At 68.0% G+C, this 23,205-nt stretch carries 19 protein-coding genes; 5 read left to right on the top strand and 14 right to left on the bottom strand.

All coding sequences use genetic code 11. The annotated features are described in order from the left end of the window. Positions 1-34 precede the first annotated feature (34 nt). Positions 35-1,729 (top strand): hypothetical protein, encoded by a 1,695-nt coding sequence (locus EPN29_01420; GenBank protein TAN35002.1) that lies wholly within the window; start codon positions 35-37, stop codon positions 1,727-1,729. 41 nt (positions 1,730-1,770) lie between these two features. On the opposite strand, the gene EPN29_01415 is transcribed toward EPN29_01420, so the two are convergent. The 7 genes from EPN29_01415 to ilvB form a co-directional block, all read right to left on the bottom strand. Beyond that, the gene (locus EPN29_01415; protein TAN35001.1) at positions 1,771-4,152 is read right to left on the bottom strand and encodes a transketolase; all 2,382 of its coding nucleotides are present in this window, start codon (positions 4,150-4,152) and stop codon (positions 1,771-1,773) included. A gap of 125 nt (positions 4,153-4,277) precedes the next feature. Continuing rightward, on the bottom strand, positions 4,278-5,672 hold the full coding sequence (locus EPN29_01410; protein TAN35000.1) for an XRE family transcriptional regulator: 1,395 nt from the start codon (positions 5,670-5,672) through the stop codon (positions 4,278-4,280). Between the two features lie 144 nt (positions 5,673-5,816). After that, positions 5,817-6,635 (bottom strand): prephenate dehydratase, encoded by an 819-nt coding sequence (pheA, locus tag EPN29_01405; GenBank protein TAN34999.1) that lies wholly within the window; start codon positions 6,633-6,635, stop codon positions 5,817-5,819. Further along, positions 6,632-7,921 carry a 2-isopropylmalate synthase gene (locus tag EPN29_01400; GenBank protein ID TAN34998.1) on the bottom strand — a complete coding sequence of 430 codons (1,290 nt, stop codon included), beginning with the start codon at positions 7,919-7,921 and terminating at the stop codon, positions 6,632-6,634. The genes pheA and EPN29_01400 overlap by 4 nt, the downstream gene beginning before the upstream one ends. Beyond that, a complete protein-coding gene (ilvC, locus tag EPN29_01395; protein TAN34997.1) occupies positions 7,918-8,910 on the bottom strand; it encodes a ketol-acid reductoisomerase in 993 nt (330 codons plus the stop codon). Before ilvC ends, EPN29_01400 begins: the two co-directional genes overlap by 4 nt. Next, a complete protein-coding gene (gene ilvN, locus EPN29_01390; protein ID TAN34996.1) occupies positions 8,907-9,380 on the bottom strand; it encodes an acetolactate synthase small subunit in 474 nt (157 codons plus the stop codon). The genes ilvC and ilvN overlap by 4 nt, the downstream gene beginning before the upstream one ends. Beyond that, positions 9,373-11,067, bottom strand: a complete 1,695-nt coding sequence (ilvB, locus tag EPN29_01385; GenBank protein TAN34995.1) for a biosynthetic-type acetolactate synthase large subunit — start codon at positions 11,065-11,067, stop codon at positions 9,373-9,375. The genes ilvN and ilvB overlap by 8 nt, the downstream gene beginning before the upstream one ends. Before the next feature lie 278 nt (positions 11,068-11,345). On the opposite strand from ilvB, the gene leuC reads away from it, so the two are divergent. Together leuC and leuD are read left to right on the top strand one after the other, a co-directional pair. Next, positions 11,346-12,773 (top strand): 3-isopropylmalate dehydratase large subunit, encoded by a 1,428-nt coding sequence (gene leuC, locus EPN29_01380; protein ID TAN34994.1) that lies wholly within the window; start codon positions 11,346-11,348, stop codon positions 12,771-12,773. Positions 12,774-12,775: 2 nt separating this feature from the next. After that, positions 12,776-13,363: a 3-isopropylmalate dehydratase small subunit gene (gene leuD, locus EPN29_01375; GenBank protein TAN34993.1), complete on the top strand. Its 588-nt coding sequence runs from the start codon at positions 12,776-12,778 to the stop codon at positions 13,361-13,363. Positions 13,364-13,495: 132 nt separating this feature from the next. Here the strand turns inward: leuD and ilvD are convergent, their stop codons facing one another. From ilvD to EPN29_01340, 7 genes are all read right to left on the bottom strand, one after another. Then, on the bottom strand, positions 13,496-15,163 hold the full coding sequence (ilvD, locus tag EPN29_01370) for a dihydroxy-acid dehydratase (protein ID TAN34992.1): 1,668 nt from the start codon (positions 15,161-15,163) through the stop codon (positions 13,496-13,498). Between the two features lie 26 nt (positions 15,164-15,189). Beyond that, positions 15,190-16,365, bottom strand: a complete 1,176-nt coding sequence (locus EPN29_01365; protein TAN34991.1) for a cystathionine gamma-synthase — start codon at positions 16,363-16,365, stop codon at positions 15,190-15,192. 2 nt (positions 16,366-16,367) lie between these two features. Further along, positions 16,368-17,732 carry a cystathionine beta-synthase gene (locus EPN29_01360; protein TAN34990.1) on the bottom strand — a complete coding sequence of 455 codons (1,365 nt, stop codon included), beginning with the start codon at positions 17,730-17,732 and terminating at the stop codon, positions 16,368-16,370. A 56-nt stretch (positions 17,733-17,788) separates the two neighbouring features. Beyond that, a complete protein-coding gene (locus tag EPN29_01355; GenBank protein TAN34989.1) occupies positions 17,789-18,577 on the bottom strand; it encodes a cytochrome c oxidase assembly protein in 789 nt (262 codons plus the stop codon). A 71-nt stretch (positions 18,578-18,648) separates the two neighbouring features. Beyond that, positions 18,649-20,037: a hypothetical protein gene (locus EPN29_01350; protein ID TAN34988.1), complete on the bottom strand. Its 1,389-nt coding sequence runs from the start codon at positions 20,035-20,037 to the stop codon at positions 18,649-18,651. Next, positions 20,037-20,396, bottom strand: a complete 360-nt coding sequence (locus EPN29_01345) for a hypothetical protein (GenBank protein TAN34987.1) — start codon at positions 20,394-20,396, stop codon at positions 20,037-20,039. Before EPN29_01345 ends, EPN29_01350 begins: the two co-directional genes overlap by 1 nt. Positions 20,397-20,437: 41 nt before the next feature. Continuing rightward, the gene (locus EPN29_01340; protein ID TAN34986.1) at positions 20,438-21,061 is read right to left on the bottom strand and encodes a hypothetical protein; all 624 of its coding nucleotides are present in this window, start codon (positions 21,059-21,061) and stop codon (positions 20,438-20,440) included. 111 nt (positions 21,062-21,172) lie between these two features. Here EPN29_01340 and EPN29_01335 point away from each other — a divergent pair, with 111 nt between their 5' ends. Both EPN29_01335 and EPN29_01330 read left to right on the top strand, forming a co-directional pair. Next, the gene (locus EPN29_01335; protein ID TAN34985.1) at positions 21,173-22,162 is read left to right on the top strand and encodes a transporter substrate-binding domain-containing protein; all 990 of its coding nucleotides are present in this window, start codon (positions 21,173-21,175) and stop codon (positions 22,160-22,162) included. Between the two features lie 52 nt (positions 22,163-22,214). After that, positions 22,215-23,204 carry an amino acid ABC transporter permease gene (locus tag EPN29_01330; GenBank protein ID TAN34984.1) on the top strand — a complete coding sequence of 330 codons (990 nt, stop codon included), beginning with the start codon at positions 22,215-22,217 and terminating at the stop codon, positions 23,202-23,204. Position 23,205 lies beyond the last annotated feature (1 nt).

Raw genomic sequence — 23,205 nt, 5'->3', positions numbered from 1 at the left:
GCGGCTCCCGACCCTAAACTTGCCGAGGCAAGGGGTGGCGATGGTGCTTTTTCCGTTCAGGTACCTGTGGTGGCTGGTCTCCAGCATCCGACGCTCGCTGGGCAAGCCGCCCGACTTCGTCATCTTCGTCCTGGAAAGCAGCCTGCCGGCGCTGCCGGACCCGCCCCGGCCGTTCTGGCAGCGGTTCACGGCGAGGCGGCGTCTCAGCGTCAGGGAGCTGGGCGAGCGATTCGAGGCCATCGGGCGCGACCGGCGGATCAAGGGCGTGGTGCTGCACCTGAGGCCGGTCGCGATGCCCATGGCGACATTGCAGGACCTGCGCGAGCTGATCGACAAGCTCCGCCAGTCCGGCAAGCGTGTGGTCGCATGGGCGCCGTTCTATACCACCGGCACGTACTACCTCGCCTGCGCGTGCGACGAGATCCTGCTGATGCCGACCGGCGCCGTGCAGCCCATGGGCTTCGCCAACACGGGCATGTTTCTGGCCGACGGCCTGGCGAGATTCGGCATCGAGGCGGACTTCGTCCAGATCTCGCCCTACAAGGCCGCGGCGGACATCCTCACCAAGTCGAGGATGTCGGACGAGCTCCGCGAGCAGGTCACGTGGCTGCTGGACTCACAGCACCAAGAGCTGTTGAGCGCCATCGAAGAGAGCCGGCATGTGGACGGCAAGGACGCGCAGAAGCTGGTCGACGGCTCACCATACGGAGACGACACCGCCCTCGAAAAGCACGTCGTGGATCGAGTGCTGCCGGAGGAAGGACTGGCCGAATACCTGGGCGGCGCCGGCGGCGCGGCGGCAACGATCGGGACCTGGGAGCGGGCGCAGCGCAAGCTCCGCCTGCCGGCGCCGGCCCTGGGCAGAGGGCCCTACGTGGCGGTGCTGCGGATCGAGGGCACGATCGTCGACGGGCGCTCGGGACGCCTGCCGGTCAAGCCACCGATCGACGTCCCGCTGGTCGGGGACGACCGCGCCGGCGACCTGAGCGTGGTGCAGATCGCACGCCAGGTGGCCGGCGACAAGCGCGCGGCGGCGGTGGTGGTTTACGTCAACTCACGAGGGGGATCATCGACCGCGTCCGAGGCGATGCGCCAGGCGCTGGACGCGATCGCGGCTCGCAAGCCGCTGGTCGTGGCCATGGGTCCGATCGCGGGTTCGGGCGGCTACTGGGTGGCCATGCCGGGACGGTGGATCGTGGCCCGGCCGAGCACCTTCACGGGGTCGATCGGAGTGTTGAGCGGCAAGGTGGTGACAGGCGGGCTGTGGTCGAAGCTTCTCTTCAACCGCGAGACGATCGCATTCGGCCGGCACGCCGCGCTCGAGAGCGAAGACCAGCCGTACAGCGACGAGGAGCGGGAGATGGTGAAGGGTCAGGTCGACCGCATCTACGCCATCTTCCTCGAGCTGGTCGGCAAGTCGCGCCACATGAGCCTCGAAGAAGTCCATCCCATAGCGGCGGGGCGTGTATGGACCGGCCGGCAGGCGCTGGAGCGGAAGCTGATCGACGAGCTCGGCGGACTGGAGGCGGCGGTGCGCAAGGCGCGCAGCCTGGCGGGCCTCAAGGACGACGTTCCGGTGCGTGAGGCGAGAGCTCCGAAGCGAATGATCGCCCCTCCTGCTGCCGCCGGCGCGGCCGGCTACATCGGCCACCTTCTGGAGGGGGCCTCGCTGCTCAACCGGGCCCCGGTGCTGGCGGTGATGGACTACCTGCCGGCAATCGACTCCTGACCGCCACCGCAAGGAGGCTTGGCCGCAGGTGAAGGGGGCGATCAGGAATCGAGGGCCGGGAATCTCCATGGCTGCCGCTCGCGCATCAGCGCATATACGGTCGCGACGATGCTCTCGCGATTCGGCTTGGTGAAATAGTCTCCATCCGGGCCGTATGCCGGCCGGTTTGGTGAAGCCGCGAGCGTGCGTGGCGCCGCGTCCAGGTGCCACCAGCCCTGCTGCACCTCCAGCACCTGCTGGAGCATGAAGGCCGACGCGCCACCCGGCATGTCCTCGTCGAGGCAGACGAGCGCATGTGTCTTCTCGACCGAGCGCACGATCGCGTGGTCGAGGTCGAACGGGTTGAGGGTCTGCACGTCGATGACCTCGCACGAAACCCCGAGCCCCTCCAGCGTCATCGCCGCCTCGAGGGCGATCGCGCAGCAGGCTCCGTAGGTGACCAGGGTCGCATCCGTACCCTCGCGCAGCACCTCCGGCATCCCGAGCGGCACGGTGAACTCGCCGACGTTGTCCGGCACCCGCTCCTTGAGCCGGTAGCCGTTCAGCACCTCGATGACCATGCCGGGGTTGTCGCCCCGCAGCAGCGTGTTGTAGAACCCCGCCGCCTGGGTCATGTTTCGCGGCACGGCGATGTAGATGCCCTTCAGCGCGTTCAACAGCACGGCCATCGGCGAACCCGCGTGCCAGATGCCGACCAGGCGGTGGCCCTTGGTCCGGATGATGACCGGTGCTTTCTGGCCGCCGACGGTCCTCCAGTGCAGGGTCGCGAGGTCGTCGGCCGCGGTCTGGAGCGCGTAGAGGAAGTAGTCGAGGTACTGGATGTCGCAGATCGGGCGCAGGCCTCGCATCGCCGCGCCGATCGCCTGGCCGAGGATCGTCGCCTCGCGGATGCCGGTGTCCGTCAGCCGCAGCTCACCGTACTTCGCCTGCAGACCCTCGAACACCAGGTTGACGTCACCAAGGCGGCCGACGTCTTCGCCGATGACGAAGAGTCGTGGATCGCGCGCGAAGTTGGCGTCGAAGTTGCGGACCAGGACCTGCCTGCCGTCCACGGTCGGCGATTGGTCGGAGTAAACCGCCGGCGCCACCGCCACCTTGAGCGGCGACTCGCGCGAGCGGCTGTAGACATGCGAGTTGTAGCGCTCGTCGTTCTCACGCTGGTAGTCCTCAACGAACTTGGCGAGCTCGGTCCGCGCCGGGGAATCGATTCCGCGTGTCTGCTGCAAAGCTCGCGTCGCGCTCGACATCACCAGCGAGCGGGTCACTTTCCCCGCCTCGTTCAGCGCCTCGGTGATTCCGGCCACCTCCGCCATGTCGATGCGGTTGAGGATCGCGACGGCGCGGTCGCGCTCGGCCCGGATCGGCGCCTGGAAAGCCTCCCAGGCCAGGTCTCGCGCCGCCTCGACCGCCTCTTTGTCAGCCGCCTCCCAGCCCTCCAGCTGGGACTCGCTGGCGATGCCCGACTCGATGATCCAATCCCGCATGCGTGCGACGCAATCGAACTCGCTCTCGAATCGAAGCCTCTCCTGTGACTTGTAGCGCTCGTGGCTGCCGCTCGTCGAATGCCCCTGAGGCTGCGTGAGCTCGGTGATATGGAAGAGCGCCGGCTTGTGCTCGCGGCGAACCTTTTCGACCCCGGTCGCGTACGCGTCGACCAGCGCGGGGTAATCCCACCCGCGCACCACGTGGATGTCGATTCCCGGACGGTCGTCGGGACTGAAGCCTCGAAGCGCGTCCGAGATCGAAGCCTTCGTCGTCTCGGCGGTGATCGGCACCGAGATGCCGTACCCGTCGTCCCACACCGACAGCGCCAGCGGCACTTGGAGCACGCCCGCCGCGTTGATCGACTCCCAGAAAGGTCCCTCACTGGTCGCCGCGTCGCCGATGGTGCCGAACGCGACCTCGTTGCCGTTGACCGAAAAGCCGTCCCGCACCGATTTCAGCTGGGGGTTGTCTCGGTACAGCTTCGACGCGTAGGCCAGCCCGATCAGCCGGGGCATCCAACCGGCGACGTTGGAGACGTCCGCGCTCGAGTTCGGCATATCGACCGGCCGCGTGAATTCGCCTCGCTCGTCCAGGAACCTCGTGGCGAAGTGGTTGCCCATCTGCCGGCCGCCGGACGCGGGGTCGGCATCCAGGTTCGCGTTGCCGTACAGCTCGGCGAAGAACGCGCGGACGTTCGACATCCGCGTCGCCCACATGAAGGTCTGATCGCGGTAGTAGCCGGCTCGCCAGTCACCAGGCCGGAAGGCCTTGGCCATGGCGACCTGAGCGACCTCCTTGCCGTCGCCGAAGATCCCGAAGGTGGCGTTGCCGCGAAGCACCTCGGCGCGCCCGATGATGCTTGCCCGCCGGCTGCTGTACGCCAGGCGGTAGTCGGCGACGATGGTTTCGGCGGTCAGGGAGTGCTTGGAGTTGCGCAGCGTCTTCGCCAGCCGGAAAATCCTCCCCTACGCTTTTGGTGGCCTCCTCGAACGCTCCTCCAAGGCAACGGCCGAGCGGCGGAAATCTACACTAGCACGCACCGCCGCGGCTGCCGGATGGTCCGTCAGGCGGAGTTGAGGCGCTCCTCTGCGTCCGGGCCCTGCCCCTGCAGCAGGTCGGGCTGGCTCGCCTGCAGCGCCTTCTTCATGTGGGCGTAAGCGCTGGCCAGCTCGCCGCGACCCTCCAGGATCTCGGCGTAGATGCCGTGACACTGGAGCAGCCGCTCACGCGCGCCCAGCTGCTCGAGGCCCCGAATCGCGAGCTCGAACTCCCGATCGACGGTTTCGGTGCGGCCCAGCTGGTGGGCGATTCGTCCCAGCCAAACGTGGGCCTCGGCGACGCTCAGGCCCTCCTGCAGGCGCTCGGCCAACCCCAGCGCCTGTTCGGCCAACTCGTGCGCCTGCTGCACGCGGCCCTGCTGCAGGCAAAGCTCGCACAGGGCGAGCAGCACGTGGCTGCGACCGACCTCGAGCTCCGATTCCGGGCTCAGCTCCTTCGACTTATCGAGGTGCTGCTTGGCCGCGGCGGCGTCTCCCCTTGCGGCCAGGATCAATCCGAGGTTGTTCTCCGAGCGCGCGAGCGCAACTCGATCCCGCAGGACGTCGAGCAGGGCCATCGACCTCGTGGCGTACCTGGCCGCCAGGTCCACCTGGCCCTGCTCGCGGTAAGTGGAGCCCAGCTCGGCGTACATCTTCGCCACGCGCCTCAGGTCGAACAGCGGGCCTGCCGCCCCGATCGCGGCCTGATAGGTCTCGATCGCCCTGTCCCACTCGCGATTGGCGACGTGGGCGGTGGCCTGGATGCCGAGCAGTCGGGCTTCCATGAGCCGCGGAACGGGCTTGAGCCTCCGGCAGACGGCCAGCGCCTGCTCAGCCAGCGACAGCGCATCCGGCCGTTGCATGAAAGAGGCGAGCGCCGCCTCCGATCCCAGGCACTCGGCAAGCATCACCTCGTCGTTGACGGCGATGAAGTGAGCGCGCGCTTCCGCGAGCAGAGCCACCGCCTCGTCCGGCTGGGCGAGCTGCAGGTACGCCTGGGCCAGGTAATAGCGAATCCTTCCGGGCCGGTAGGCGGACGGGCCCAGATTCAGCAGGCGCTTGCCGAGGACGACGGCTTCGGCGTATCGCCCCGCCCCGACCATGGCTTCGAGCTCCGCATGCGCGGCTCGGCTCTCGTCCGCGGAGCTGGCGGGATCGGCGAGAAAAAACTCGACCGGCTTGCCCGTGCGTTGCGCGATGTGTTCGAGCGTGGGCATCGAAGGGCGTGTCCGGCCGGTCTCGATCAGGTAGATCGCGGGCGCGGTGACGTGTCCTTTGCCGACCTTCGCCAGGCTCAGGCCCGCTTCAAGGCGGGCCTGCTTGACCGTGCCCGGCTTGAGCGCGACACCCGGCAGGCGACGGCGTGGCGCCGTCGGCCGCGCGTCATCTTCGGCAGGTGCCTTCTTATTCCCCTTCGCCACTGCTATTCACTTTAGATGAAAACTCTTAACCCGAGTCAATGTGAGCTGTGAAAATGACTTTATCAGGACCGTGACTTAACACCAACGTTAAGTCATAGACCCTTCGGGAGCCCGAGCGACAACCAAAAGACGCCGTCGAGGACCTCAGGCGGCCGGGTACGTCCCGAACAGCTTGATCTCCGCGCTCGCCTTTTCCAGGTCGTTGAGCGCCGCCTCGGCAGCGGCCGGGGCGGACGAGTCTCCATTGATGGCGAAGTCCAGGTAGAAGCGATACTCGAACGGCCGGCCGAGCATCGGCCGGCTGTCCAGCCTGGTCAGGTTGACGCTCCGGCGCGCGAAGCAGTCGAGGGCCTGGGCCAGGCTGCCGGGCCGGTGGGCGGCGACGAACGCCAGCGAGCATTTCGATGCGGGGCCGGCGTCACGAGGACGCGATGGCGACCCCTTCTCGACGACGACGAACCGGGTCCGGTTCTCGGCATCGTCCTGGATGGCCTCCGCCAGCACGTACAGGCCGTACCGGGCCGCGGCCGCCCGGCTGGCGATCGCGGCCGTGCCCGGCTGGCGCTGCTCCGCCACGGCTCGCGCAGCTCCGGCGGTGTCGTGAAACGCCACCGAGCGGATCTGCCTTGAGTGCAGGTAGCGGTTGCACTGGGCCAGCGCCTGCGGATGAGAGAGCGCCCGCTCCACCGGTCCCGGCCAGCCGAGCAGACAGTGCTGCACCGGCTGCACGTGCTCACGCACCACTCGCAGACCCGGCAGCTCCCACAGGAGGTCCGACACCTCCTGCACGACGCCGGCACTGCTGTTCTCGACCGGCATGACGGCAGCGTCCACCGCCCCCAGCGTGAGGGCGTCGAAGGTCTGGCGAAAGGTCGGAAACCCGACCGCCTCCCCGTCGGGGAAGAGCGCCGCCACGGCCTCGTCCGAGTATGCCCCAGGCTCCCCCTGGTAGGCGATCCTCACGCGAAGATGAGGTGGCGAAGGGTGTCCGCGACGTGGTTGTGGTCGTGGAGCTGGTCCGTCACCGGTGGATGGCCGTTGGTTTCGTGCCCGCCGGGGTTTAACTCGTGCCCATTGGTCGTCGCCGCGACAATTTTCCGCAGGTCCTCGTCGGTCACCTCCTGCTTGGTGTCGGCCACCTGGAGGAAGCGCTGCCACGCCGCCTCGGTGACGCCTTCGGCGAGCGTGATGCCAAGCCGTTGCAGGCGATGTTGAAACGCATGCCGCCCAGAACGGGCGGTGAGCACGATGCGCGAGTCGGACAGGCCGACGTCTTCGGGTTTCATGATTTCGTAGTTCAGCCGGTCCTTCAGGACGCCGTCCTGGTGGATGCCGGAGGCGTGCGCGAACGCGTTCGCGCCGACCACCGCCTTGTTCGGCTGCACGGGATGCCCGGTGAGCTCGGCGACCAACCGTGAGGTGCGCGTGATCTCTGTCGTCTCCACACCGCACTCGAGCCCGAGCTTGGCCTGGCGCACGCGCAGGAGCATCACGATCTCTTCCAGCGAGGTGTTGCCGGCGCGCTCGCCGATGCCGTTGACAGTGCATTCGACGCGACGCGCGCCGGCGTCGACGGCCGCCAGCGTGTTGGCGACGGCGAGGCCGAGGTCGTTGTGACAGTGAACCGAGAACAGCGCGCTCTCGCTGCCGCGTGCTTCGGTGATGACGCGACGGATGATCTCGCCAAACTCCGACGGTAGGCAGTAGCCGGTGGTGTCGGGGATGTTGATGACGTTCGCGCCCGCCGCGATCACGGTTTCGACCGTCTCGATCAGATAGTCGGGGTCCGCCCGGCCGGCATCCTCGGGCGAATACTGCACGCGATCGCAGAGGGATCGTGCGTACGCCACCATCTCCGCGCCGCGCTGCAGGACCTGCTGCCTCGTCATGCCGAGCTTGCGCTCGATGTGGACGTCGGAGACTGAGAGCACGATGTGGATCTGAGGCGACTCCGCTTCTTGGATCGCCCCCCAAACCGCGTCGATGTCCTCTTTGACCGCGCGGGCGAGCGCGGTGATGGTGGTGCCGCGGATCTCGCGGGCGATGCGCCGGCACGCTTCGAAGTCACCGGGCGACGAACACGGGAAACCGGCTTCGATGACGTCGACGCCGAGCTTCTCGAGCTGCCGCGCGATCCGGAGCTTGGAGCTGGCATCGAGGTGGAATCCGGGCGACTGCTCGCCGTCGCGCAGCGTCGTGTCGAAGATGAATACCCGGTCCGGGGCCGCGGAAAGGGACTTCTCGATCATTTCTCCACCGGCTCCAACCAGGTCATCATCGAGCGCAGCTCGCGCCCGACCTTCTCAATGGGGTGCTCGGCGTCGTTTCGCCGCATGGTGAGGAAGCCCTCCCGTCCGTTTGAGTTCTCGTCCAGCCAGCGCTCGGCGAAGCTGCCGTCCTGGATCTCGTGCAGCACCTGTCGCATTCGCTCACGCACGTGAGAGTCGATCACGCGCGGCCCGGAGACGTAGTCGCCGTACTCGGCCGTGTCCGAGACGGAGTAGCGCATGAAGGCCAGGCCGCCCCGGTACATCAGGTCGACGATGAGCTTCAGCTCGTGCAGGACCTCGAAGTACGCGACCTCGGGCTGGTAACCGGCTTCGACCAGCGTCTCAAAGCCGGTCTTGACCAGCGAGCTGATGCCGCCGCAGAGCACCGCCTGCTCACCGAACAGGTCGGTTTCGGTCTCTTCCTTGAAACTGGTCTCGAGGATGCCGGCGCGCCCGGCGCCCAGCGCCCGCGCATATGCCAGCGCCCGCTCCCAGACCCGCCCGGTGGCGTTCTGGTGGATCGCGATCAAGGCGGGCACGCCCTGGCCCTGCAGGTAGGTGCTGCGGACGAGGTGGCCGGGGCCCTTCGGCGCGATCATCGCGACGTCGATGTCGGCTTCCGGCTTGATCTGGGCGAAATGGATCGAGAACCCGTGCGCAAACATCAGCATCGAGCCCGGCTTCAGCTGCTCGGCGATCGAATCGCGGAAGAGCTTGCCCTGCCCCGCATCCGGCGTCAGCACCATCACGACCGACGCCTCCGCCACCGCCGCCGACACCTCGAGAGCGCGTACGCCGTCTGCCTTAGCCCGTTCGAATGATTTGCTGCCGGGGTACAGGCCGACCCGGACGTCCTCGCCGCTGTCGCGCAAATTCAGCGCATGGGCCCGGCCCTGGCTGCCGTAACCGAGCACTGCCACCGGCTCCCCCAGGCTGGGCGGGCAGTCGCGGTCATAGTGGATCTTCATGCTGTTCTCCTCATGACGACGGGCCCGGATCGGACCACGTCAAGAATTCCGTGTCGCATCAACTCGTCGACGAAATCGCCGACGTCCTTGTCTTCGCCGGCAAACTCGATCGTCGTGCCGCCAGGGCCCGCGTCCAGCACCCTGGCGCCGCGCTCCAGCAGCCCGCCAACCTCTGATGCCGCGACCCTGGCGACGATCAGCTCGCGGCTGTGCACCTCATAACCCGTGAGGTCTTCGACCGCGACCACCTCGACCAATCGTTCGAGCTGCTTGCGCACCTGGTCGGCTCCGGCGTGGCCGGAGTCGACGGTCAGGGTCATGCGGGAGCGCCCGGGCTCGCGGCTGGGGCCGACGGAGATGGAGCGGACGTGAAACCCGCGGCGGCGGATCAGCCCCGACACCTTGCTCAGCGTGTTCGAGCCATTCAGGACCTCGACCGACAGGATGCGGACTCGTTCCTGGTCAGTCATGTTCCGGCGCCTCCCAGAAGTCGTTGAGGCCCTTACCCAAAGGCACGATCGGGTAGACGTTCGCCTCCGGGTCGATGCGGAAGTCGATCAGGAACGGTCCTTGGGTGCGCTCGGCCGCGTCCATCGCGGGCCCGACGTCCGACAGCTTGTCGACCCGGACCGCCGGCAATCCGTACGCCTCGGCCAGCTTGACGAATTCGGGCATGTGGGTGAGGTCGACCTGCGACCGCACGCCGCCGTAGAAGTCGTCCTGGAACTGGCGGACCATGCCCAGCGACAAGTTGTTGAGGAGGACGATCTTGATGTCGAGCTGGTGCTCGACCGCAACCGAAAGCTCCTGCGCGGTCATGACGAACCCGCCTTCGCCGGCGACGCACCACACCGGCAGCTCCGGACGGCCGAACTTGGCGCCGATGGCGGCCGGCAGAGCAAAGCCCATCGTCCCGGCGCCTCCGGAGTTGAGGAAGAGCCCGGGGCGGTCGTAGTTCCACCACAGCGCGGCCCAGATCTGGTTCTGGCCGACGTCGGCGACGACCACGGCCTCGTTCCGGCACCGCCGGTACATGTCGATGAGCACGTCCTGCGGCTGGAGGTGTCCGTTCGAGCGCGTGTAACGAAGCGGGTGCTCCTCACGCCAGGCGTCGATCTGTGCGAGCCACCGGCCGCGACCTTCCTCGAGCGACCCGACATGCGGCAGCACCGCCTCGAGCGCCTGGCGAGCGTCCGCGACCAGCTCGATGTGCGGGCGCACGTTCTTGCCCATCTCGGAGCCGTCGATGTCGACGTGGATGAAGGTCTTGACCTTCGGGGCGAAATCGGCGAGGCGCGCGGTGACGCGGTCGTCCACGCGCATTCCGACCATCATCAAGACGTCTGCGTTCTGCACCGCCTTGAGGCACCAGCCCGTGCCCATGAATCCGGTCATGTGGAGCGAGAGCGGGTGGCTGACCGGGAACGCGCCGATGCCGAGCAGGGTGGTGCCGACCGGCGCGCCGGCCTTCTCCGCCAGCTCGCGGAGCTGCGGCTCGGCGTGGCTGAGCAGAACGCCGTGCCCGGCGAGGATCACCGGCCGCTCGGCTTTCGCCAGGGCTTCGGCGGCCTGGCGGGCGCGATCCAGCTGAACGTGGCCGTTGGGCTGGTACCCGGGGATGTCCAGGCGCTCCGGAGTGACCCGGTCGGCCTCGGCCAGCTGCACGTCCTTGCAGATGTCGATGAGCACCGGGCCGGGGCGGCCGGTGGTGGCGATGTGGAACGCCTCGTGGATCACGCGAGGCAGCTGATCGATGCTGGTCACCAGGTAGCTGTGCTTGGTGACCGAGCTGGTGGCGCCGATGACGTCGGACTCCTGGAAGGCGTCGAGCCCGACCTGCGCGCTGTTGACCTGACCGGTGATCGCGATCATCGGCACCGAGTCCATGTAGGCGGTGCAGAGGCCGGTGACGAGGTTCAGGGCGCCGGGCCCGGAGGTGGCGAGGACGACGCCGGGTCGGCCGCTGGCGCGGGCGTAGCCGTCGGCCATGTGCGCCGCCCCCTGTTCGTGGCGGACCAGGATGTGCTTGAGCTTGGGGTGCTCAGGCAGGTGCTGGTAGATGGGCAGGTTGGCGCCGCCGGGGTAGCCGAAGATCAGCTCGACGTGCTCGCGCTCCAGTGCTTCCAGCACCATGTCCGCTCCGGTCAATTTGGTCATTGCTCCTTTAAACAAGAAAGCCCCCGCCTTTCGGTCGGGGGCTTGGCGATCTTTTTTGCGGTTTGGGTCAGGTCGCGCGCGCCCCCGATTGGACAAGGCCAATAAGGCCCAGGAGGCCAAGGAGGACTACGAAGTCGCGGGCTGAGCCGACCATGTGGATATGGATGTTAGCGATCGGCGCCGGCTTCCAGTTGTGCCTGAGACACAAAATCCGGGGCCCGCCTTTTGAACGGCTGCCACGACCAGGGCCCTGATGGGGTCGGTAGAGTTGGCTTCCCGTGGTTGCACCAGCGTCCGTCCCCCAACCCAGCCCCGCCCCCGATGGAGGGAGAGGAAAGACCCTCGGCCAGAAGCTGTGGGACGCACATGTCGTGCGCTCGGCGACGGGCGAGCCCGACCTCCTGTACGTCGACCTGCACCTGGTCCACGAGGTCACCTCGCCGCAGGCGTTCGAGGGCCTGCGGCTGGCCGGCCGGAAGGTCCGGCGGCCCGATCTGACCGTGGCGACCATGGACCACAACGTCCCGACCCGGGGCGGGGTCCGAGCCGCGGACGAGCTGTCGCGGAAGCAGATGGAGGTCCTGGCCGAGAACTGCCGGCGCGAGGGGATTCCGCTGCACCAGATCGGCAGCCGGCGGCAGGGCATCGTGCACGTCATCGGGCCCGAGCTGGGCTTGACGCAGCCCGGGATGCTGATCGTGTGTGGCGACTCGCACACCTCCACCCACGGCGCGTTCGGGGCGCTGGCATTCGGCATCGGCACGTCGGAGGTCGAGCTGGTCCTCGCCACCCAGTGCCTGCCGCAAAAGCGCCCGCGGGATCTCGCCGTGACGGTGGAGGGCGAACTGCCGATCGGGGTCACGGCCAAGGACGTGGTGCTGAGCCTCATCGGCCGCACCGGCACCTCGGAAGGTCAGGGTTACCTGGTCGAATACCGCGGCTCGACGATTCGAGGCCTGAGCCTGGAGGGCCGCATGACGGTGTGCAACATGAGCATCGAGTGGGGCGCGAAGGCGGGGATGGTCGCGCCGGATGCCACGACCTTCAGCTATCTCGAGCGGCGCCCGCACGCTCCGAAGGGAGCCGCCTGGGAAGCCGCCCTTGATTGGTGGCGGTCGCTGCCCACAGACGGCGAGGCGACGTTCGACGAGGAGATCACCGTCGATGCGACGCGGCTGGAGCCGCACGTGACGTGGGGGACCAACCCCGCCCAGGTGGCTCCGGTGACGGGCAGGGTGCCGGCGCCCAGATCGGAAACCGATGAGCGGGCATTGCGTTACATGGACCTCCGGCCGGGGACGGCCCTGGCGGACATCTCCGTCGACCGGGTGTTCATCGGCTCCTGCACCAATGGGCGGCTGGAGGACCTGCGCACGGCGGCGCGCGTGATCAAGGGGCGGCGTGTGCACCCGAAGGTGCGAGCGATGGTCGTCCCGGGCTCGGCGTCGGTGAAGCGAGCGGCCGAAGACGAAGGACTGGACCTCATTTTCAAGGCCGCCGGCTTCGAGTGGCGCAACGCCGGCTGCTCGATGTGCCTCGGCATGAACCCGGACATCCTGGCGCCTGGCGAGCGATGCGCCTCCACCAGCAATCGCAACTTCGAAGGCCGCCAGGGCACGGGTGGGCGAACCCACCTCATGAGCCCGCCGATGGCGGCGGCGGCGGCGGTGACCGGGCACCTGGTCGACGTGCGGGAGCTGCTCTAGCGATGGAGCCGGTGGTTCGGATCCGTGGACGGATGGCGCCGCTCGACCGCGCCGACGTGGACACCGACCAGATCGTGCCCAAGCAATTTCTGAAGCGGATCGAGCGGACGGGTTACGGTCCGTTCCTGTTTTACGACTGGCGGGCGGCCGGTGATTTCGTGCTGGACCGCCCGGAGCATGCGGGAGCGTCGATCCTGGTGACCGGCGCCAACTTCGGCTGCGGGTCGTCGCGCGAGCACGCGCCGTGGGCGATCCGGGACGCCGGCTACCGGGCGATCATCGCGCCGAGCTTCGCCGACATCTTTCGCGGCAACTGCTACAAGACGGGTTTGCTCGCCGTGACGCTGCCGGAGAGCCAGGTGCGACACCTGATCGACCTGGCATCGGAGGACCCCTCGGCGGAGATCACAGTCGACCTCGAGGCGCGGGAGGTTCGCAGCGAAGGCGTGGCGTACCGGTTCGACATCGACCCGTTCGCGCGGGACTGCATGCTGCGCGGGCTGGACAATATCGCGCTGGTCGAGCGGCACGCGCCGGACATCGATGCGTTCGAAACCCGGCGTCCGGCCTGGCTGCCGGCGGCCAGATAACCGCCCCGCCGCTCAGACGGACCAGGCCGAGGGCCCACCCCCTCCCCTCGCCGGCCCCACCCCCAACCGGCACGCCTGGGGGTAATGAATCACAGGAAAAAGCCGGCCGCAATCCAGCCGGTTAAGGCCGGGCTACGGCTTGAGCATCGCCCCTTCGGACGCCGAGCCGACCAGCAGTGCGTAACGCGCGAGCACGCCCTTGCGGTAGTGCGGCTCGGGCGGCGACCATCCCTTCAGCCGGGCTTCGATGTCGACCTCGACCACCGCCAGGCGGCGGCTCTCGACGTCGATTTCGATCACATCGCCGTCCTGCAACGCGGCCAGCGGCCCGCCCACCGCCGCCTCCGGCGCGACATGCCCGATCATCAGGCCGCGGGTCGCGCCCGAAAACCGGCCGTCGGTGACCATCGCCACCGATTCGCCCAGGCCCTCGCCGACGATGGCCGCCGTCACCAGCAGCATCTCCCGCATGCCGGGCCCGCCCCGCGGTCCCTCGTAACGGATGACGACGACGTCCCCCGGCTTGATCCGGCCGGCCGAAACCGCCGCGAAAGCGTCCTCCTCCCGGTTGAACACGCGGGCCGGGCCGCGGTGCGTCCTCGGCGTGTGCTGCGTGACTTTGACCACCGCCCCGTCCGGCCCCAGGTTCCCGCGCAGCACGACCAGCCCGCCCTCATCACGCAGAGGGCGGCTCAGCGGGGCGACCACCTCCTGCCCGACCGTCTCCGTCACCGCCTCGCATTCCTCGCCCAGCGACCGGCCGGTGACCGTCAGCGCGTCGCCGTCGACGTAGCCGCCGTCCAGCAGGCGCCGCGTGAGCAGGGCGATGCCGCCGGCCCGATGCAGCTCGACCGCGGCGAAGCGGCCGCCCGGCTTCAGGTCGCACAGCAACGGGGTGCGCCGGCTGATGCGGTCGATGTCGTCGATCGCCAGGTCGACCCCCGCCTCGCGGGCCAGCGCCAGCAGGTGCAGCACCGCGTTCGTCGAGCCGCCGCTCGCGGCCACCGCGGCGATCGCGTTGTCAAACGCGCGTCGCGTGAGGATCCGCGACGGCCGCAGGTCCTGCTCGAGGGCGTTCAGCGCGAAGCGGCCCATGCTCTCCGCCGCGCGGTGCTTGCCGGGATCGGTGGCGGGGATCGAGTTGAAGCCGACCGGTGAAAGACCGATCACCTCCATGACCATCGACATCGTGTTCGCGGTGTACTGACCGCCGCACGCGCCCGCGCCCGGGCACGCCACCGCTTCGAGCTCCGCCAGGTCGGCGTCGCCGATCTTGCCCGCGGCGGCGGCGCCGATCGCTTCGTAAACATCCCCGACCGCGACATCCCGCCCGCGAAAGCGGCCGGGCATGATCGAGCCGCCGTACAGCACCATCCCCGGCCGGTCGAGCCGCGCCAGGGCGATCGCGGATGCCGGGATCGTCTTGTCGCACGCGCACAGGCAGCAGAGGGCATCGAACATGTGCCCGCGCGCCACGAGCTCGATCGAATCGGCGATGACCTCCCGGCTCACCAGCGAGGTCTTCATGCCCTCCGTCCCCATCGTGATGCCGTCCGAGATCGCGATCGTGTTGAACTCCATCGGGTTCGCGCCCGCGGCGCGAATGCCGACCTTCAGCGGGACGGCAAGCTCGCGCAGCCCGAAGTTGCACGGCATCGTCTCGAGCCAGCAGTTCGAGACGCCCACAAATGGTTTGCCGATGTCCTCGGCGCTCAGCCCGATGGCGTGCAGAAAGGAGCGCGCGGCCGCTCGGTCGCGGCCCTGGTAAAGCGTGCGGCTGGGCAGATCAGGTGATGGCAACGCGGAAATCGTATGCGGAAACGGCGCTACGTCGCGCGGCCGGACAGGGCGGACTCCAGGTCCGCGATCAGGTCGGCAACGTCCTCAACGCCGACCGACAGCCGGATCAGCCCATCGCCCACGCCCGCCCGCTCTCGCTCACTGGGCGGCATCGACGCATGCGTCATGCGCGCGGGATGCTCGGCCAGCGATTCGACCGCCCCCAGCGACTCGGCCAGCGCGAACAGCTTGAGCCGCTCGAGCGTCCGGAATGCCGTCGCCTCGTCCGCGACCTCAAAGCTCACCATGCCGCCGAACATCCGCATCTGACGCGCGGCGACCGCGCGATTAGGGTGCGATTCCAAGCCCGGGTAATGCACGCGGACGACCGACCTATTCGCCGCGAGGGCGCCGGCGATCTCCATCGCGTTCTGGCTCTGACGCTCGACCCGCAGCGCCAGCGTTTTGATGCCGCGCAGCAACAGCCAGCAGTCAAACGGCGAGGGCACGGCGCCGACCGCGTTCTGGTGGAATCGCAGCCGCTCCTCCAGTTCGTCGTTGTCGGTCATGACCGCGCCGCCCACGACATCGCTGTGCCCACCGATGTATTTGGTCGAGCTGTGGACGACCAGGTCCGCGCCGAGGTGCAGCGGCTGCTGCAGGTAGGGCGTCGCGAAGGTGTTGTCGACGCCAACCATCGCACCGTGGCTGTGCGCGACCTCGCTCACCGCATCGATGTCCACCACGCGAAGGAGCGGATTGCTCGGTGACTCCAGCCACACCAACCGCGTCGCCGGCGTCATCGAGCGTTCGACGGCTTCGATGTCGCCGGCATCGACGGCGCTGAAGCTGAGGCCGTAGCGCTTCATCACCTTGTCGAAGAGCCGGAAGGTGCCGCCGTAAACGTCTTCCATGTAGACCACGTGGTCGCCTGGGCTGAGCAGGAGCAGCAGCGTGGTCTCGGCGCCCAGCCCGGACGAGAAGGCGAGGCAATGCTTGGCGTCCTCCAGCCCGGCCAGGCACTCCTCCAGCGCCTGCCGGGTCGGGTTGCCGGAGCGCGAGTACTCGAAACCCCGGTGGCGGCCTACCCCCTGCTGCGCGTAGGTCGTCGCCAGGTGGATCGGCTGGACGACCGCGCCGGTGGCCGGGTCAGGCCCCTGGCCGATGTGCAGCGCACGCGTGGCAAACCCCCAAGCATCCTTGCCGTCGCCGTCGCTCCCCAAGATCAGCCCTGGCCGCGGTGGGCGACGAACTCGAGCAGGTCGGCGCGCGTGATCACGGCCACCGGCTGCCCCGCCTCGACGACCAGCACCGCCTGCTCGCCGCGCAACAGCGGTTCGAAAGCGTCGTCCAGCGACGAATCGACGCCCACCTGGCTGAGGGGTGCGTCCATGGCGGCGGAAACGGCGGTCGTGACCACGCCCGGGTCACGGTACACGCGATCCAGCAGCGTGCGCTCCTGCAGCGTGCCGACTACGCCCTGGCCGTTGGACTCCTCGACCACCGGCAGCTGCGAGATGCCGTACTGCTGCATCAGGTCAATGGCCTCGCCCACGGACCGCCCCGACTGCACGGTCACCAGCGCCGGCAGTCCCTGCGGATGTGCGGCCAGGACTTCGCGAATGCGCACCGCGCCCAGCCGCGCCAGGTAGCCGTTCTGGCGCATCCACTCGTCGTTGAAGAACTTGCTCAGGTAGTTGCGGCCGGTGTCCGGGAAGAGCACGACGATGACGTCGTCCGGGCCTCGCTCACGCGCCACCTCGAGCGCGCCGTGCAGCGCCAGGCCCGACGAGCCGCCGACCAGGATCCCTTCCTCGCGCGCCAGCCGCCGCGCCGCCACGAACGACTGCTTGTCGGTGACCTGGACGATCTGGTCGACGATCTTGATGTCCATCGTCCCGGGCATGAAGTCCTCGCCGACGCCCTCCACCTTGTAGGGCGCGATCGGCCCGGAGTACAGGGAGCCCTCAGGGTCGGCGCCGACCACGTGGACCGATGGTTTTTGCTCCTTCAGATATTTCGCCACGCCGCTGATCGTGCCGCCCGTCCCCATGCCGGCGACGAAAACGCCGACGCGACCCTCGGTCTGCTGCCAGATCTCCGGCCCGGTCGTGCGGTAGTGGGCCTCGGGGTTGCGCGGGTTGAAGTACTGGTTGGGTTGGAAAGCGCCGGGGACCTCGCGCGCGAGCCGGTCCGCCACCGAGTAGTAGGACTGCGGCGACGAGCGCTCGACGTTGGTCGGGCACACGACGACCTCAGCGCCGTAGGCCTTCAGGAGGCTGATCTTCTCCGCCGACATCTTGTCCGGCATGACGAAGATCATCTTGTAGCCCTTGATCGCGGCCACCATGGCGAGACCGTGGCCCGTGTTGCCGGAGGTCGGCTCGATGATGGTGCCGCCGGGCCGGAGCAGGCCGCTGCGCTCGGCCTCTTCGATCATGGTCAACCCGATCCGGTCCTTGACACTGCCGCCCGGGTTGAGCTGTTCGAGCTTGGCCAGGACGAGGGGCTTGAGGCCCTGGGTGACCTTGTGCAGCCGCACCAGGGGGGTGTTGCCGACGATGTCGAGAATGCTCTCGTAGTACTTCATCGCCGTTCGTCAGTGTGCGCCCTGCGCGCCCCCAAGCACCCCACTTCTCCGCGATTTTAGCCTCGGATCGAGGATCCGGTTTTCGCCGGCCGCGCCATGTCCTCACGGTGCTCGACGCTGAACCAGCGGAAGAAGACGGCCATGGCGGCGACCGCCAAGGTGGCCTTGCCCAGGGTCATCAGCACGGCGCCCGCGATGGTCTGGTCGATGAGCGGGGTGAGCGACGGGATGAGCCTCGGCACGTGGGTGTAGAAGTCGTAGAAGGGGGCGCGTGAAAAGATGAAGACGAGGGCGACCCCGTCCTGAGGCAGCGTCGCGACCAGCATGTAGACGAGCTTGGCGCCGGGCGACAGTGGCCAGCGTGCCTGGGCCGAGGTCGCTTCGAGGATCGGCCAGTACATCGCGGCCCCGGCGGCGATGAACATCAGGTGCTCGACGACGTGGAGCGACTCCGAGTGGAGCGTGGCTTCGTAGAGCGGCGGCACATGCCAGGCGATCATCACCAGGCCGGCGATGAGCTGGGCCGGCACCGGCTCGGTCACGCCGCGGACCCCGGGCACGCGCACGAGGCGCGCCACCATCTCGCCCGACAGCCCCAGGAGCATGAGCGGCGGCGCGACAAAGCCGAGCAGCACGTGCTGCAGCATGTGGACGCTGTCCAGATAGTGGTCGCTGAGGACGTCGATCGGCGTCTCCAGCGCGACCCACAAGGTGATGAGGCCGAGGCCGAAGTAGAAGGTGTGCTTGGGCCGCGTATCGGCGACGCGGCTCGCGAGCCACGCGTGGCCCAGGAAGAGGGCGATGAGGCCCGCGTCGACGGTGGGATCGAGCGGCCAGCTCACCACGCCCTCACCCTAGTCCTCTCCCCGCGCCTAGCGCATCGGCTTGGTGGGTTCTCCCGGGGGGCGATTCAGCATCACGATTCCCGGGTGATGGGCTGGGCGAGGATCCACAGGCTCGTCATCGTGTACATGACCATCAGCAGCAGCATGGGGTACTGGCTCAGCAGCGCGCGCTGAGCGGTGCGGAACCGCTCACCCGCACGCAGGTGCGAGAGATACACGGCGACCACGTGCCCGAGGACGATCAGAATCACCTGCGCATACCAGACGGTCGAGGCCTGGGCGAACGCGAAGCTGGGTTTCAGGTTCGCGACGGCCGGCCACAGGTGCCAGCCCCGGGCGAGCGGGTCGTTGAGCAGGGGGATCAGGCCCTGCGACTGCACCATCACGTAGCTGTAGTTGTGCGCCGCGTTGTACACGAGCGCGATCGGCACCAGAGTGAGGGCAAAAGCGGAGACGGTCGCCTTCAGGTCGACCTTGCGGCTGCCGAAGTAGACGACCAGCTCCATGAACGCGATGAAGACGAGAAGAAATGCGCTCGTCAGGAGCAGCAGCCCCAGCGTGCGGACGAAGAAGAAGCCGAATGCGCCCAGGGGCACCCAGATCGGCTCCAGCGTGATCGTGAAATCCTGCCAGGCGGGCGTGGCGATGATGCCGTCGAAGGCGAGGGTGCTGAGCATCAGGATGACGAAGACGACGCGGTCCCAACCGGTGGGTGACGGCTTGAGCAGTCCCACCCCCCACGGTCGGAGCCAGACCATCGCGACGCCGCCCGATCCGTCGCGTTCGGTCTCGACGGGACCGAACCGGCCGACGATGCTGAAGAGCACGGTGAAGCCTTCGCCGTGCTCGAGCCACTGGTCGCGGCCGAACAGGATCATCCCGGCCAGGGTCGCCCCCGAGTAGATCACCGCCACGGCGGCGACCAGCCATGGCCGGTTGGCCATGCCGCTGGTGAGCTCCAGGCAGGCGAACGAGAAGTAGGCGGCCGCGGCCGGCCACACGCCGATCTCCGGCAGCTTCCATACCGGTTTGAGCCGCGCCAACCGGAGGCCGTCGTAGATCGCGGCCCACGGGTTGAGCAGGGCCCACAGGTTGCCGACGAGCCCGGAAAGGATGAACGTCGCCGACCAGAAGTAGATCCAGGTCAGGTACTCGGCGGGGTTGCGGGTGGGGTCCTTCGAGCCCAGCCACCCGCTGACGATGATCGCCAGCAGGGCCGCCACTCCGATCAGGCCACCGAGGGCGCGCGGCCAGGCGGAGCGCGCGATCGGGAGCAGGAACGGCAGCGCGCGGCGGGGGTACCGGAGAGCTTTCGAGCCGACCTGGTCGCCCGCGAACAGGACGACCAGCACGAACGAGATGACCACCACGCCGGCGGCGGCGTACAGGTAGAGGGCAAGCGAGATGGGCAGGTCATAGCGCACGCCGAAGCCGTGGAGAAGGATTCCGGTGGCGAGCATCAGGGGCTCACCACCAGCGTGCCGAGGGGCGTGCCGGTGCTCTCCCACTCGATGTCGCAGGTGCATGTGGTGCCGGCTTTGAACGTGTGGCTGACCGTCTCGCCGGCCCTGGTGTCGAAGTGGAGGTCGTAGCCGTGGAGATGCACCTCCCCGTCGATGTCGCTTTTGAGGTTGATGGTGATCGTGTCGTTCTGATGAGCTGAGAGGTGGCTTGGCGACATGGCCCTGGCCCCGGTGACGGTCACATCAAAGGTGCGGTGCTCGCTCGGGGCTTGGTGGCCGCCAAAGATCAGATATCCGCCGGCGGCGGCAAAGACGACGAGCACGCCGATGACGATGCCAATCCGCGTACGGTTCACGACTTCCTCCTTTTAAATGCGCGCGCGAGGGCGCGTTGCGATCAGTTCGAGCTGAAACGCAAGGAGGATGGCGGCCCCCGCTTGGCGAGCGATGGTCCCGCGACGCGCGAGAGCAGGAGGGCCGCGTTGGGGGTCCGCCACATGCTGACCTCGACCGCGAGCACCAGGTGCGCGGGCGGCGCGATGCGGAAAGCAACTCTGATTTCGCTCACCGCCGACTCGAAGCGCGCCAGCAGCCACCACAGAGCCATGGCGGCGACGGCCGCGACGGGAAGCTGGCCCAGAGTCCCCCACAGGATGAGATGAGCGGCGGAAGCGACGGGCGCGCCGGCCGCCATGGCCTCGCCGGCCTCCTGGCCGGCGAACAAGGCGAGCTGCACCGTGTAAAGCGCGGCCAGCAGCCGCAGGCATGACGGCCCCGCGCCCCGGATCGCCGGCCGGCCGCTCAGGATTCGAGCGAGGCCGATCATGAAAAGACCGGCGACGAGAGCCGACCCAAGCACGCCGAGGCTGGTCTTGGCCAGCGCCGGGAAGTAAGCGTGGACGCCCGCGCTCTGCAACTGCTGCGCCGCCGCTCCAAAGCGGAGCTGATAGGCGAGCAGGTGTCCCGCCTGGGAGCCGAGCACCGCCACGCCGGCCAGCACCAACCAGGTCCGCCTACCCATCGTCGTTCACGATCATAGGCAACCCGACCTCAAGTCCTCGTCAGCAGACCGTAGATGACGCGGCTTACAATTCGGCCGATTCCAGAAAGTGCTGCGAAGGAGAGGTAAGCGATGAACCCACGTAAACCCCTGTTGGCGCTCGCGGCCACGATCATGCTGACCGCCTGCGGCGGCGCGCCGGCGACGACCCCGGCGACCTCGGGCGGCCCCGCCAAAGTCGACAGCATCGCTAGCGAGGTGCCCGCGGAGATGAAGGCCCTGGCGCCGTTCCAGATCGCCGTCGACGCCACGTACGCACCCAATGAGTTCGTCAACCCGGAAACCGGCGCCATCACGGGCTGGGACATCGACTTCGGCAACGCCATCTGCAAGGTCATGGGCGTCGCCTGCACCTTCAACAACGTGACCTTTGACGACATCATCGCCCAGCTCAAGGCCAGCACGCCGAGCGAGGTCGCCGGTGGGGACAAGCCGCGCTACGTCCTCAGCATCTCAAGCTGGACCCCAACTCAGGCGCGGGAGACTGGCGGCATCGACTTCATCACCTATTACAAGGCCGGCGAATCCTGGCTGGCCAAGGTTGGCGGGCCGACGATCAGCACGGCCGCCGACATGTGCGGCCACAACGTCGCGGTGGAGTCAGGGACGACCGAGGAGTCCGATGCCTGGGGCTACATGGGCAAGCAGGTCGGCGGCACCGCGATCTCAGGTGACAAGGACAACTGCCAGGCGGCAGGCAAGCAGCCCATCAACGTGCTCAGCTTTGCCACCCAGACCGAGGCCAACTCAGCGCTGCTCTCCGGCCGTGCCGACTTCGGCTGGCTCGACCAGCCCGTCGCCGACTACCAGGTGAAGCAGTCCAATGGCAAGCTGAAGATCGCCGGCCAGGCGTGCAGCGTCTCGCCCTACGGCATCGCCGTGGTCAAGGGCAGCCCGCTGGAGAAGCCCATCACGGACGCCGTCAAGTACCTGATCGACAACAACGGCTACTACGCCAACATCCTCAAGACCTGGGGCGTCGATGACGGCGCCATCGCCAGCTCGGATGTGGCGCTCAACAACAACAACTCCATCGGCCCCAGCTGCGTGCCTTCGTACTGAGGTCGTCAGAGTCAAGGTCCCCGACCAGCTGGATTCAGCGAATGCCAACTAAATGACCGAGATCGCCACCGGCCCGCCGCTCCACGGCCCGACAGCTGGACGGCGGCCGGAGGCGATCAAGGCGGTCCCGGTCCGTCACCCCTGGCGGTGGGTGGCGGCGGCGGCGGTCCTGGCGATCACCGCCGACGTCGTCTACACGATGGTCACGGCGCCCAACCTGAATTGGAACGTGGTGGGGACATACCTCGTGCAGCGGCTCATCCGCGAGGGCATCCTCATCACCCTGGAGCTGACGGTCCTCGCCATGGTCATCGGCATCGTCCTGGGGGTCGTCCTGGCCGTGATGCGGCTTTCGCCCAACCCGGTGGTCTCATGGGTGAGCTGGTTCTACATCTGGTTCTTTCGCGGCACCCCGGTGCTGGTCCAGATCTTCTTCTGGTTCAACCTCGCCCTCGTGCTTCCCCACGTCGGCGTGGGCATCCCAGGCTTCCCGCTCCTGTGGCAGGTGAGCACCAATGTGCTGGTGACGCCATTCATGGCCGCGGTCTTCGGTCTCGGCTTCAACGAGGCCGCTTACATGGCCGAGATCGTCCGCGCCGGCATCATCTCGGTCGAACACGGTCAGACCGAGGCCGCCCAGGCGCTGGGCATGACACGCCTGCAGGTGATGCAACGCATCGTCCTGCCTCAAGCGATGCGAGTGATCATCCCTCCCACCGGCAACGAAACCATCTCGATGCTCAAGACCACCTCGCTGGCCTTTGTCGCGACCGTGCCCGAGCTCTTCACCCGGGCGCAGCAGATCTCGAGCGCGAATTTCGCCGTCGTCGAGCTGCTCATCGTGATCAGCGTCTGGTACCTGGTCATGACGTCGATCCTGACCGTCGGACAGTATTACCTGGAGCGGTACTACGGCCGGGGCGCCCAGCGCGAGCTCCCGCCGACGCCGTTCCAGAGGTTCCGGAGCCTGCTCTTCACCTTCCATGCTCCGCGACCCATGCCGGGGGAGGCGACGATCTCCCGGCCCAGCGAGCGCCGGTGAG

The organism is bacterium, assembly GCA_004299235.1.
Lineage (GTDB): Bacteria > Chloroflexota > Dormibacteria > Dormibacterales > Dormibacteraceae > SCQL01.
This window is presented reverse-complemented; position numbering and strand designations above follow the sequence as displayed.